9 protein-coding genes are annotated in these 12,972 nt (G+C 41.4%); 4 read left to right on the top strand and 5 right to left on the bottom strand.

Features of this window, described 5'->3' with window-relative positions:
- Positions 1-309: 309 nt before the first annotated feature.
- Together ACQFX9_RS01935 and ACQFX9_RS01930 are read left to right on the top strand one after the other, a co-directional pair.
- The gene (locus ACQFX9_RS01935) at positions 310-1,197 is read left to right on the top strand and encodes a LysM peptidoglycan-binding domain-containing M23 family metallopeptidase (protein ID WP_427160462.1); all 888 of its coding nucleotides are present in this window, start codon (positions 310-312) and stop codon (positions 1,195-1,197) included.
- A 93-nt stretch (positions 1,198-1,290) separates the two neighbouring features.
- Entirely contained in the window at positions 1,291-2,418 is a 1,128-nt protein-coding gene (locus ACQFX9_RS01930; protein WP_427160461.1) for a tetratricopeptide repeat protein, read from the top strand.
- A 212-nt stretch (positions 2,419-2,630) separates the two neighbouring features.
- Here ACQFX9_RS01930 and ACQFX9_RS01925 read toward each other — a convergent pair whose 3' ends face one another.
- The 4 genes from ACQFX9_RS01925 to ACQFX9_RS01910 form a co-directional block, all read right to left on the bottom strand.
- Complete coding sequence (locus ACQFX9_RS01925) at positions 2,631-3,662, bottom strand: isochorismatase (protein WP_427160460.1); 1,032 nt, start codon at positions 3,660-3,662, stop codon at positions 2,631-2,633.
- A 289-nt stretch (positions 3,663-3,951) separates the two neighbouring features.
- Entirely contained in the window at positions 3,952-4,908 is a 957-nt protein-coding gene (locus tag ACQFX9_RS01920; protein WP_427160459.1) for an RNA polymerase sigma factor, RpoD/SigA family, read from the bottom strand.
- 716 nt (positions 4,909-5,624) lie between these two features.
- Complete coding sequence (gene carB, locus ACQFX9_RS01915; RefSeq protein ID WP_427160458.1) at positions 5,625-8,960, bottom strand: carbamoyl-phosphate synthase large subunit; 3,336 nt, start codon at positions 8,958-8,960, stop codon at positions 5,625-5,627.
- Positions 8,961-9,536: 576 nt separating this feature from the next.
- Positions 9,537-10,091: a Dps family protein gene (locus tag ACQFX9_RS01910; protein ID WP_103140065.1), complete on the bottom strand. Its 555-nt coding sequence runs from the start codon at positions 10,089-10,091 to the stop codon at positions 9,537-9,539.
- Positions 10,092-10,809: 718 nt separating this feature from the next.
- Here ACQFX9_RS01910 and ACQFX9_RS01905 point away from each other — a divergent pair.
- Together ACQFX9_RS01905 and ACQFX9_RS01900 are read left to right on the top strand one after the other, a co-directional pair.
- Complete coding sequence (locus ACQFX9_RS01905; RefSeq protein ID WP_427160457.1) at positions 10,810-11,046, top strand: Asr1405/Asl0597 family protein; 237 nt, start codon at positions 10,810-10,812, stop codon at positions 11,044-11,046.
- Positions 11,047-11,116: 70 nt separating this feature from the next.
- On the top strand, positions 11,117-11,743 hold the full coding sequence (locus tag ACQFX9_RS01900) for a (2Fe-2S) ferredoxin domain-containing protein (protein ID WP_427160456.1): 627 nt from the start codon (positions 11,117-11,119) through the stop codon (positions 11,741-11,743).
- Positions 11,744-12,128: 385 nt separating this feature from the next.
- Here the strand turns inward: ACQFX9_RS01900 and phnE are convergent, their stop codons facing one another.
- Complete coding sequence (gene phnE / locus ACQFX9_RS01895; RefSeq protein WP_427160455.1) at positions 12,129-12,923, bottom strand: phosphonate ABC transporter, permease protein PhnE; 795 nt, start codon at positions 12,921-12,923, stop codon at positions 12,129-12,131.
- Positions 12,924-12,972: the final 49 nt, after the last annotated feature.

Below are 12,972 nucleotides of genomic sequence, written 5' to 3'. Positions count from 1 at the left end.
AAGGACAGCAATGCAGTTGCTAACTTACAAGTTTAGTCAAGCAACCAGCAAGTGGACAGGTAAATTTAACATTCGGTAGTTTTTGGGGATTGGGGATTGGGGACTGGGGACTGGGGATTGGGGACTAGGGACTGGGTATTTAATTTTAGATTTTAGATTTTAGATTTTGGATTTTGGATTTTGGATTGAAATCTCAAATTCTTTCCCCTACACCCCTTACACCCTTACACCCCTACACCCCTACATAAGACAGAAACTAATAACTAACGACTCACGACTAATAACTAAAGGCTTTCTTAACGGATATCCATGACTGTTCCTCATCGTTTGGTTTTTCTCTGCGGCTTAGTCGGTGCTTTAGGACTAAGCATGATTCCTAACTCAAACAATGTTAGTGCGGCTGTTGAAGGTTGTCCTGTTTCGGCTTTGTCCCGATTTCGACGACATCAAGTTGTTCGGGGTGACACTTTGGTGAGCATCGCCCAGCGTTACAATCTTGTGCCAGAAACGATTGTGGGGATGAATCCATCTCTTCAAAATGGTTCACAGCCAGTGGTGGGCAGTATTTTACAAATTCCTCCTTACAATGGGATTGTGGTAGAAGTTCCTAGCGGTCAAACTTGGCGACAAGTAGCAGCAAGATATAAAGTCCGTCCCGATGCGCTATTTGAGGTCAATGGATGTCAACAAAATCCCCGAATTGTGTTTGTACCTGGGGTCAATTGGTCGCCTAATGGCACTTTTACAGCATCTCCTAAAACCAATACAACACCTACTACTCCAGTGCAGTTATCTGGCTATCCTTTTGAACAGGTGGCTGAGGTAGGATTGCCCTATGGTTGGCAAATTAACCCCAATACAGGTCAGGTGTTTTTTCACAGTGGTGTTGATTTGTTAGCGGCTGTGGGAACTCCGGTAGAAGCGATCGCCCCAGGTGCGGTAGTATTTGCCCAGAATCAGGGTACTTACGGTAATTTGGTGATTGTTAATCATAATGGCGGAATGCAAAGCCGTTATGCTCATCTAGATACAATTCAAGTAAAAGTCGGGCAACAAGTCAGTAAAGGGCAATTACTTGGGACTGTAGGCACAACCGGACAACCAACTGGAAAGCAATCCCATCTGCATTTTGAAATTCGTGCGAGTTCTTCTCTAGGTTGGGTAGCTGAAAATCCCAAGGATTATTTAAAACCCTAGAATACCGCTAGCAAATAGGTAAAAAGCTAAAGTCCTAAAAATATTTTCTTTAGCCTTTTACCTTTTGCCTTTTGCCTTTTACCGTATGGTTTTATGGGTCAAATATCACAAGCAGAGTTGTTTTTTCAGCAAGGGTTAGAGCATTATCAAGCACTAGAGTATGAACAGGCGATCGCTAGTTTTGAAAAAGCCATTGAAATTAAACCATATTTTGCTGAGGCTTGGAATGAGCGCGGCTGGAATTTATTTTTATTAGACACAGAAACATCAGCAACAGCAGCACTTACAAGTTTTGATAAAACTATAGAACTTGAGCCTAATAACTTCCTAGCTTGGCATCGGCGAGGACAAGTACAATTAGAAAGGTTAGGTGATAATGAGGCTGCTTTATTGAGCTTTAACAGAGCATTAGAACTTGAACCAGAAAACTATGATGCTTGGTGGGATAAAAGTTTTACTTTATATGCGCTAGGTTTTTATGAGGAAGCCCTTGTTAGCTACAAAAAAACTTTAGAAATTCAGCCTAATAGTTATGCAGCGTGGCATGAGTGCAGTAGCTTATTATCAGAAATTGGTCGTTACGATGAGTCATTGCATGGTTATGATCAGCTATTAGTAATCAACCCTCATGATTATTTTGCTTGGAGCGATCGCGCCTTTGTATTACAGAATTTATCCCGCAATGAAGAAGCAATTACCAGCTTTGAAAAAGCTTTAGAAATTAAGCCTGATGCTAGTCAAATTTGGTCAGAACGAGGTAAAGTTTTTGAGAAATTAGGTAATTCACAAGCTGCAATAACAAGCTATGAAACAGCATTGCAGTTTAGCTATGACGGTGCAGTAACTTGGTATGAGTGGGCTAAAGTATTAATCTATTTTGGTCAATTTGATGATGGAATTATCGCTTGTGAACAAGTAATTATGTTTTTATGGGATACATTTTCAGCATTGCAAAACCGCAGTATGATATTACATAAATTAGGTAGTTATGACGAAGCGATCGCTGGTTATCAACATATTCTTAAAATCGAACCAGATGATGTTGAAACTTCCTACAATCTTGCTTGTTGTTATGCCCTGCAAAATAATTTAGAGTCAGCAATAAAAAATTTAAAACAAGCAATTAATTCCAGCCCTGAAACTTATCTAGAAGCCGCCAAAATTAACCCTGATTTTGAAAATATCCGTCATTCAACGGAGTTTCAGAATTTAATAGTGTAGGATGTGTAATGCTGGAAAATATAGCATTTCCCATTTTAGTTAGATAAAGTCAGTCAGAAGTGAACGCGGATGGACGCAGATGGACGCAGATAATTTTTCACGTCATTAGACTAGAAAACGCCATAACATAAATTACGTAATAATAAATATTTTTGTTGTCACCTACCATTGTTACTAGTGGATGCAATGATACTTTAATAAATCCCAGAAAACTACAAATTTTTAACAATATCCATAGAGTTTATAATGTGCATTCCTGCGGCGGCAAACTTAGCAAATGCTGCATCTGCTTGTTCTGTGTAGTCAACAACCCCAGGCACTACCACAGGAGAAGTACAATCTTCCAGGAGATATATTTTCTGAGCTAAATTAGCATTTATCTGCTGAATTTCTGTCAATAAATCATCAATTGTCCAAGCAACACAATGGCTTTTTGCTTGTCCACCAATAATCACTACATCAAATTCTAAAAGTTGCTGAATTAAGCGAGTATTTTTATGAGATAAAGGGCTATCATCAAAACTTTGTAATACTTCGGGACGTAACACAGAATAATTTTCTGTTAACGGATGATCGCCTTTAATTTCAAATTGTGTTTGACTTTGCCTAGCAATACAGTGAAAAAATATCGCTTCTTCTACAGCAGAAACTAAAGCGTGACCAATACCACCCAACATAGAATGATAAGGCCAAACAGTCAAAGGATATTTACCATCTTGACTGAGTTGTTTAACGTAGTGGTAAGCGTGTTTTTTTAATAATTCATAATCACTATTAATACTATTAGCAATTTTCGGGTTAACTTGCCAAATTCCCTTTTCAATATCTGCTGGAGTAATGCTGGTAGCTGCTGGCGTGGGATGTTCGCCTGCATGATTTACCCAAAAAATAGGATGAAAAATTTGCGTTGCGGTATGGGTGTCTAGGGTGGGAATAATGGTGGTGATTGACCCTAAATTATGATAAATAAATTCACACAGTCGGCGATTATCATCTACTGCACCAGTTCCAGATTTACCACCGACGAATAATTCAAAGTCAGGTATACAAAAAGTATTTTGAACATCTATTAGCAGTAGACAAACACGCCTTTCGTCGGAAGATGCGGGTAGAATATTGTGTTGTTTTGCCCAGATTTCTGCTTCGGTGGCGCGTTGTTGGTATGGTACGCGCCAAACTGTACCTACTTGCTCTGAATGAAAATGTGCAGGTATAGGTAATTGAGTTGTACTTTGATTGTACATATTTTTATGAAGTGGTTATTTTTAGTATGATCGCTCCTGTAATTTCTAGCATAGGTTTTCAGCTTTTAGTTTGTAGTGGAGACTTCAGTTTTAAGATGAGGACTAAAGTCCTCACTACAAACTATTGTCAAATTGATACACCCCCATGACTCCCATTGTTAACTTAACGTCTTTACGTAAATTGACGTTAACTATAACGGGTGTCTTGGGGGTGTAATATTTAGCCTAAATAGTTCCAATCAACAATCTAGCCACTATTGACTATTGACTATTGACTATTGACTATTGACTAACTAGCCAAATACTCATCCATACTGGTTTTAGATTTACGTAACTTAGTCAAAGCTTCTCTCTCGATTTGTCGGACTCGTTCACGACTAATGTTGAGAATTTCGCCGATTCTGGCTAGTGTTAAAGCTTGTCCATCCATTAAGCCAAAGCGGAGTTTGATCACTTCCCTTTGTTGGGGGGTGAGTTGTTCCATCAGTCGTTCTAAATCTTTAGATAGAGAAGACTGCATGACAAACTCTTCAGGAGACGCACCAGGATCTTCTAGCATTTCTCCTAATTCGGTGTCGTAGTTATCTCCTAACCGTAAGTCTAAAGATAAGGGTAGGCGAGCTTTTTCTAAGTATTCTCTTACCTGTTTAGGTGTGAGATCCAATTCACTCGCTAGTTCCGATGCTGTAGGCGCGCGTCCTAATCTTTGAGAAAGCTGACGCTGTGCTTTTTTAATTTTGTTAAGTTTCTCAGTAATATGAATAGGTAGGCGGATAGTCCGCGCTTTTTCGGCGATCGCTCTGGTAATGGCTTGGCGAATCCACCAATAAGCATAGGTAGAAAATCTGTACCCTTTGGTGGGGTCAAATTTCTCTACACCCCGTTGCATTCCAATACTACCTTCTTGGATTAAGTCCAATAAATCGACGTTGCGTTTAATGTACTTTTTAGCAACGGACACCACTAGCCGCAGGTTAGCTTCTACCATCCTGCGTTTAGCAATTTCACCTTCGGCGATCGCTAAGTTTAATTCTGCTATATCTAATTGTGCTGCTTGCGCCCACTCTTCTAAGCTTGGCTCATGACCTAACTTATTCGCTAGTTCCTCCCGCACTTCCTGCAACATGGATGAACGTTGTACCTGTTTGCCATAACAAATTTCTTCCTCGTGGGTTAAGAGTGGTACACGGCCAATCTCACGCAGGTAAGTCCGCACGAGGTCTGTGGCTGTCTGAGCGGTCTTCATGGCGCTACTCTTTGGTAATGTTGGACTTGTTGGTAGGGTCATTAACTGATAGATGCTCTTTGCCGGTACTACCCAGCTAAACTGGGGTGTCTGTTATTGTTTACAACTTGTGCAACCGATGAATCTCAGTTGCTATAAGGATCTTTCAGGGGGTCTTTAACTGCTAGAAGTTACAGTTATTTCCTGGTCTGTACAAGTATCTGGGGTTAGATAAACAATGAGAATACAAAAATCTTTGTATCTAAATATTTGTTAACAATTGTAACATTTATGAGAGGTTTTTGGGTACTGGTAATCATAAATTTCTGCACGCATCAAGATATAGGTAAATCAATCATTCTCAGTGTACTACTAAAATAGTACACTGTAAAAAAACTCATTCCATCTTGAATCAAGCATATAGTTGTGATACTTCCCGTTTACGGGAATACCCGCCAGCTACTTTAACCTCACGACCGAACACTCTAGCTAACTTTGACTGGAACTAGCTGGTGAAGTTTCCGCAGAGAGTGATCACTTCCTCATATTTGTTAAAATATCTCAATAAAAACAATAATTATTTTTCTATAATAATTACTTAATTTTCCTTGTAAATACTGCTTTGTGTAGATTGATGGAGACTGGGGACTGGGGACTGGGGATTGGGGATTGGGGATTGGGTAGGAAATTCTACCTTGTCTACCTTTCCCCCTGCCCCCCCTGCCCCCTGCCTCTGATTAAGAGCAGTATTCCTGGATGACTTTTACATCCAAGGTGGTATTTTGCATGGAACGGATAGCTGCGACGGTGGCTTTGGCACCGGCGATGGTGGTGATGATGGGGATTTTGTAGGATAAACCTGTGCGGCGAATTAATCTAGCATCAGTTTGGGCTTCTTCCCCTGATGGCGTGTTGATAATCAGCTGGATTTTCTGATTCTTGATGGCATCAACTACGTGGGGACGACCTTCATGTAGTTTTAAGACTAACTCGACATTTAAGCCATGCTCTTTTAAAACTTGGCGTGTGCCGAAGGTGGCCATAACTTTGAAGCCTAAGTCAATGAATTCCTTGACTACGGGAACGGCGGCGGCTTTATCGCGATCGCTCATGGACACAAATACCGTTCCTGTGAGGGGCAAACGCTCTCCAGCACCTAATTCTGCTTTGGCAAAGGCGCGACCAAAATCGCTATCGATACCCATTACCTCGCCAGTGGAGCGCATCTCTGGGCCTAATATTGTATCAGTTCCAGGGAATTTATTAAAGGGCAAGACGGCTTCTTTGACAGCGATGTGCTGGGGAATGACTTCTTGGGTAAAGTTCAGTTCTTCTAAGGTTTTCCCTGACATAACTAAAGATGCCAGTTTCGCTAAGGGGACACCTGTAGCTTTGGAAACAAAAGGTACTGTCCGAGAAGCGCGGGGGTTAGCTTCTAAAATATACACTTGGGGAGAATAACTGCTAGCACCAAGAACAGCAAACTGAATATTCATCAAACCCACTACAGAAAGTGCTTGTGCTAGTTGAATAGTCCAAGTGCGAATTTGATTCAGTACGGCTGGCGGCAGGGAAATTGACGGCAGAGAACAAGCTGAGTCTCCTGAGTGAATTCCTGCCTGCTCGATGTGTTCCATGATGCCACCAATTACTACCCTTCCGGTGTGGTCAGCGATCGCATCTACGTCAACTTCAATGGCGTTTTCTAAGAACTTATCAATTAAGATGGGATGGTCTGGCTCTACCTGTACCGCAAAGGTCATGTAACGTTCCAGTTCTGCATCGGAGTAGACGATTTCCATCGCCCGTCCCCCTAATACGTAACTAGGACGTACCACCACAGGATAGCCAATGCGTTTCGCCACAATTAACGCGTCCTCATAACTGCGGGCAATTCCATTGGGTGGTTGAGCAATATTTAATTGTTTTAAAATCTGCTCAAACCGTTCGCGGTTTTCGGCGGTGTCGATAGAATCGGGGGATGTACCCCAAATTTTGGGGACTGGGGATTGGTGATTAGGGATTGGGGATTGGGAATCTTCCCCAGTCCCCAGTCCCCAGCGATGCACTGAGCTTGTCGAAGTGTCCCCAGTCCCTAACCCTTGCAAATATTGTTGCAGTGGTAATGCTAACTTTAACGGCGTTTGTCCACCGAATTGGACGATGATTCCAACTGGGTTCTCTGCTTCGATGATGTTGAGGACATCTTCTTTGGTTAACGGTTCAAAGTAAAGGCGATCGCTGGTATCGTAATCTGTGGAAACTGTCTCAGGGTTGGAGTTGACCATGATTGTTTCATAGCCTGCACCCTTCAAGGCATAGGCAGCATGACAGCAACAATAATCAAATTCAATTCCCTGGCCGATGCGGTTGGGGCCGCCTCCCAAAATCATGACTTTGGGTTTGCTGGCTGGCAAGACTTCGGTTTCTTCTTCGTAGGTGGAATAGTAATAAGGTGTAAAGGCTTCAAACTCTGCCGCACAGGTATCGACGGTTTTGTACACTGGAATCACACCTAGTTCTTGGCGATAGGCGCGCACTTCGTCTTCGGTGGTTTTGGTGGCGAAAGCAATTTGGCGATCGCTAAATCCATCGCGCTTGACTCCATACATCTGCTCTTTAGTCAACTGCTTGAGGGGTGTCCGCTTGAGGAATTTTTCCACCTCTAAAATTTGCTGCATTTTATCTAAGAACCAAGGGTCAATTCCTGTGAGTTCGTAGATTTCCTCACTGGTAATCCCCAACTGTAAAGCATGACGCAAGGCAAAAATGCGATCGGGGTTGGGTGTGCGTAACAAGGCGCGGATTTGTTCGCCACTGGGTAGTTTTTCGGCTTTGTCACAGCCCCAGCCGGCGCGTCCAGTTTCGAGAGAACGCAAAGCTTTTTGGAAGGATTCGTTAAAAGTCCGTCCAATGGCCATTGCCTCACCGACGGATTTCATTTGGGTGGTCAAAACTGGTTCAGAACCAGGGAATTTCTCAAAGGCGAAGCGGGGAACTTTGGTAACAACGTAGTCAATTGTCGGTTCAAAGGAAGCTGGGGTTTTTTTGGTGATGTCGTTTTTAATTTCATCCAAGCTGTAACCCACAGCCAATTTCGCTGCCATCTTAGCAATTGGGAAGCCTGTAGCTTTAGAAGCCAAGGCGGAACTGCGAGACACACGGGGATTCATTTCAATGACGACAACATCGCCATCCACTGGGTTAACGGCAAATTGAATGTTAGAACCACCAGTTTCTACCCCAATCTCGCGGATGATTTTAATCGCCATATCCCGCAGCCGTTGGTATTCCTTATCGGTGAGGGTTTGGGCTGGAGCGACAGTGATGGAATCGCCTGTGTGAATCCCCATTGGATCGAGGTTTTCAATAGAACAGATAATCACTACGTTATCTGCTAAGTCGCGCATAACTTCCAGTTCATATTCCTTCCAGCCCAGGAGGGATTGATCGATGAGAATTTGGGAAACGGGACTGGCATCAATCCCGACTTGTGCCATTTCCTCAAATTCTTCTTGGTTGTAGGCAATACCACCACCCGTACCACCCATAGTAAAAGCTGGACGGATAATTAAAGGATAGGTGCCGATGCGTTGGGCGATCGCTTTGGCTTCTTCTAAGGATGAGGCTGTACCACTAGGGCAAACTTTTACCCCAATTTTCGCCATTGCATCATTGAAGAGTTTCCGGTCTTCGGCTTTTTCGATCGCGTCTAACTTTGCACCAATTAATTCGACATTATATTGCTCTAAAACGCCATTTTTTGCTAGGGCGACTGCAAGATTCAGGGCTGTCTGTCCCCCCATTGTTGGCAACAATGCGTCTGGACGCTCTTTAGCGATGACTTTGGCTACTAGTTCTGGCGTTAGCGGTTCAATGTAAGTGCGATTGGCTGTTTCTGGGTCGGTCATGATAGTTGCTGGGTTGGAATTAACCAGCACTACTTCATAACCCTCCTCTCGCAAAGCTTTACAGGCTTGAGTTCCAGAATAGTCAAACTCACAGGCTTGACCAATCACAATCGGGCCAGATCCTAATAACAGTATTTTCTGGAGGTCTTGACGGCGGGGCATAGTCGTTGGGTTGGAGTACGAGAATACAAATCCTGACTATTTTAAAGTTGTTTCACACCTCTGGTGTTGTTTATTATCAAGTTTTCTCAAATTGGATATAGGGCATTGGGCATTGGGCATAGGCAAATCAATTCAAAATTCAATACCCCAATCCCCAATCCCTCGTCCGCAATCCCCAATCCCCAGTCCCCAGTCCCCAATAACTAAGATTTATTTTTCATAACTTTTTGAAGTTAAATGTCTTTACAAGAATATTTTTTAATTTGTACATAGATTAATTTCAAAAAATTCTCAATAATTTAAATTTCTAGTGATACTTATCTGCATTCTAACTATGATTTCTAGCTGGTGTTATAGAATTTCTAAATATTTTTTCTAGAGTAGGCAAATTTTTCGGAGATAGGATTGTAAGTACAAAAATTATCAATTAGTTAATTGCTAATATTTAGCAAGTGCTTGAGAGTGATTAATATAGGTAGAAATAACAAAAGGTAGAAGGCTTCTACACCTTCTACCTTTTGTCATATTTCTATCAATCCAGTCTGATGAAATAACAGAATCTCAATTACCAGGGAATTAATTTTGGGCAGGTTGAACAAAACCCAAGGTTAAACTGTCTTTAGCTAAGAAGTGAGCTAAGTGGTAAGCTCTTTCCTCAGTTTTTAGAAGAATTTTTTCATACATATAGCGTGTACCGCGATCGCCTAGACTCTCTGCTTGAGCAGCTTGACGACGGATAACGTTGATGACTGCTTGTTCTGCTGCTAGGTCGTTTTCTACCATCTTGCGGGAAGAATAGACACCATCAGATTCTTGCTCAAAACAGGTTAATTCTGCCAACTTACTGAAAGTCGCCGCAGGTACACCACCTAACCCATTTAAACGCTCACCAATCTCATGGATGTGGTCTTGAACTTCCTGATAGCTTTCATTAAAAAACTCATGCAGTGAGTGAAATTCTGCACCTTCAACTACAAAATGGTGCTTTTGATACTGCAAGTACAATGCTTGAAAGCTAGCCAGAAGCACGTTTAATCCTTCGGTGACTGGTGCAGTAACGCTGCGATCTAGTAATACTGGATTGTCGTAAACTTGACCAAAATTTTGTAACAAAGTTTGTGTATCTGCCATTGCTCTCCTCGCTTTTCAACAGTTAATGTTTGTAACTGTTAAGTCCCTACATATTAACACCATAAAAATGAAATTTGCCCCTATCTCTAGCATAGATTTTGGAATTTTTTGTGATCAAAGTTTCAAAGCAAAATTCCTAAAAGTGCATGAATATACATACGTTAATTAACATTTAATTAACATTTGATTAAGCTTATTTAGTTATCGAGTTATTTACTTAGATGTATTGATATTTCAATTCATATATCAATACCAAAAAGTTTTTATCTCTCATGAGTTATCTATTCTCTGTGAAGACAAACAGCAGATTTTGAGACTTACCCAGAATATCCCCACCCTGGAGCAGTAGAGGTATAAAATCACCGTTTAACTTGAAAAATGGAGATTTTCACAGCTTTAACTAGCTGAAATACCCGATTTTTACCCTAAAGTCTCTTTCAGAAAGCAGATTGGCTGGCAAAAGACAACCATTTTCACTCTTCATAGACTTTTTATGGAATCTGGAAAATTGCCGCCGCTTAATCATGCTATTTGAGTGTCATCTGTAAGTTTTGTAGAGGATTTTTACAAAATTTTGATTTTTTTTAGCAAACTAACTGAGAATTGTTTGCACTTAGGTTATTCTAAATAGGAGAACCACACTTCAGAATTTTTTGAGGTATGGGAAGTAGTTATACGATATTTGTTGCAATTTAGTTGCACTTTGGGGGATATTCGCTTGCAATCATTCCTTTCACAAATCACACAGATTCACACTGTAGAAGTTAATTGGTTAGATCGTTGGCAAGTTTATCAACGCTTGCAGGAATTAGAAATTACCTGTTGGTGCGAAGCTAATCAACCATTAAAGGTGGAAATTAACTCTCCTTTAGCTGCTGTGCAGTTTTGGAGTGTGATGCAGCAGTTTACAGCCACTCGTCAAGATTTAATTTCGGTGCTGAAACGCGCCTGGTAGAGGGTTTTTAAGTTCATAACTGCTACAGGATGAATCAAGCTCAAAGTTAGTTAGTAAGGGATAAAAGTATATGGGTGTATATCACAGCAAAGAAGTAACAGAATTTTGTCTTGAGGGTAGATTTGTAGATTTTGTGATTGAGGATGGTTATAAGCTCAAAGGCTTATTGCTAGGAACTTATGACGGAGAATGTTACGTTAAACTGGCTAAAAATTTAAGGTATAATTTTGACTGGCGATTGCAGCCTGGAACTTGGTTACAGGTTGTAGGTGAGAAAAAATGCGATCGCAAAAGTGGTCAAGTCAAATTCAAAGCAGAACGAGTGATGGCTGCGACTGGTACTATCTCTGCACCACCCCCACCGCAACCACCGAAAACAAAAGGCACAATTTTGATGTGTCAAAAATCCGATTGCATGAAGCGTGGCGGAAATCGGCTTTGTCAAGCATTAGAATCAGCTTTAAGCGATCGCGGTTTAGAAGACCAAGTAACAATCAAAGCTACTGGATGTATGAAAAACTGCAAAGCCGGGCCAAATTTAGTCATGCCCGACAAAACGCGCTATAGCAGTGTTCGTGCCGATCAAGTGCCATTACTCATAGATAAGCATTTTGCTGATCACAGTCGAAAGGACGAGCAAGTAACAACATCTCAACCACATTTTAATGAAACATTTGTCAGAGTAGCTACAATTTAATGATAAATTTTTGAAAGGCAATTTAGTGTGTTCTCTTAATTTTCGGCTGAAAAAATTGCGAGGGATTTGCAATAGGTGTAGATATGCTCTTCATATATCTACATGAATATAATTTGCAAATTCCTCATTTTTATGCTTGTGATGATGATTTGATAATCAGTCAGGACTCAATACAGTTCAGTTAAGAAAACAGTTTGTAGTAAGGACTTTAGTCCTCATCCAAGGACTGTTCGTGGAGCGTTCCCGTTCTCGTTAGCGTCTCCAAAGGATAAGAGTAGACTCAAAAGCGCAAAAAAAAGACGCTATGAGCCAATACGGTTCAGTTAGCGTCAAAAATATCAACCTGGATAAGTTGGGCAAAGCGAAACCCAACATAAATATCGAATTACATCGAATCTAAGCGACGACGGAGTTGACTGCTAAAACTATCAATTACAGTCACTACTACCAACAGCACTAACATCATGGTTGTGGCTTTGTTGTATTCAAAGCCATCAATATAACTTTTCAACTGAAAGCCAATCCCACCTGCACCGACTACACCCAAAACTGAAGCAGCGCGGATATTGTACTCAAACATCCATAGGGTATAGCCCAAACCCAGGGGTAAAACTTGGGGTAAAATACCGTACTGAGCAATTTGGAATCTGGATGCTCCCATAACTTGCAACGATTCTAAGGAGCGATAATCAACAGCCTCAATTGCCTGTTGGTAGAACTTTGCTAGATAGCCAATAGTATAAATTCCTAAAGCTAATGTCCCTGCGGGTGCGCCTAAACCTGTAGCAGCGACGAAAATTAGCCCCAAAATAATTGAAGGGACGGAACGAACAGCATTTTGCAGTAAGTTAGCCAACCATTGCAACCAACGCGGCGCGACATTATTGGCACTAGCGACAGCAATGGGTAAAGAAATGATTGCGCCAATAGTCGTTCCCCATAAAGACATCTGTACAGTCTCAATCAGTCCTTTAAGGGCTATGTCAATAACGGCTGGGTCAGGGGGGAACAATCGCGAAATAAAATCGGTGATGTAAGGCCAGCTAGAACGCAACAGTTCAAAATCAACCTTTAGTCCTCGCAATGCCCAGCCATAAACGATCACCAGAATTAGTAAAATGAGTAAGGGATTCACCCAAGGATAACGACGAAAGAGTTTTGAATTTAACAATCGACTCATGGTTTATACTGAACTGTTAACGCTCTCAAATAACTCAAAACTCAGGAGA

The organism is Aliinostoc sp. HNIBRCY26 (assembly GCF_050235535.1).
In the GTDB taxonomy this organism is placed as follows: domain Bacteria; phylum Cyanobacteriota; class Cyanobacteriia; order Cyanobacteriales; family Nostocaceae; genus Trichormus.
The sequence above is the reverse complement of the archived record's forward strand: the minus strand, read 5'-3'. Positions and strand labels throughout refer to the sequence as shown.

What these genes read in the sequence shown, in the direction of transcription:
- ACQFX9_RS01935 (WP_427160462.1), top strand. Translation starts at nt 310, where the DNA reads ATGACTGTTCCTCATCGTTTGGTTTTTCTCTGCGGCTTAGTCGGTGCT.
- ACQFX9_RS01930 (WP_427160461.1), top strand. Translation starts at nt 1,291, where the DNA reads ATGGGTCAAATATCACAAGCAGAGTTGTTTTTTCAGCAAGGGTTAGAG.
- ACQFX9_RS01925 (WP_427160460.1), bottom strand. Translation starts at nt 3,662, where the DNA reads ATGTACAATCAAAGTACAACTCAATTACCTATACCTGCACATTTTCAT.
- ACQFX9_RS01920 (WP_427160459.1), bottom strand. Translation starts at nt 4,908, where the DNA reads ATGAAGACCGCTCAGACAGCCACAGACCTCGTGCGGACTTACCTGCGT.
- carB (WP_427160458.1), bottom strand. Translation starts at nt 8,960, where the DNA reads ATGCCCCGCCGTCAAGACCTCCAGAAAATACTGTTATTAGGATCTGGC.
- ACQFX9_RS01910 (WP_103140065.1), bottom strand. Translation starts at nt 10,091, where the DNA reads ATGGCAGATACACAAACTTTGTTACAAAATTTTGGTCAAGTTTACGAC.
- ACQFX9_RS01900 (WP_427160456.1), top strand. Translation starts at nt 11,117, where the DNA reads ATGGGTGTATATCACAGCAAAGAAGTAACAGAATTTTGTCTTGAGGGT.
- phnE (WP_427160455.1), bottom strand. Translation starts at nt 12,923, where the DNA reads ATGAGTCGATTGTTAAATTCAAAACTCTTTCGTCGTTATCCTTGGGTG.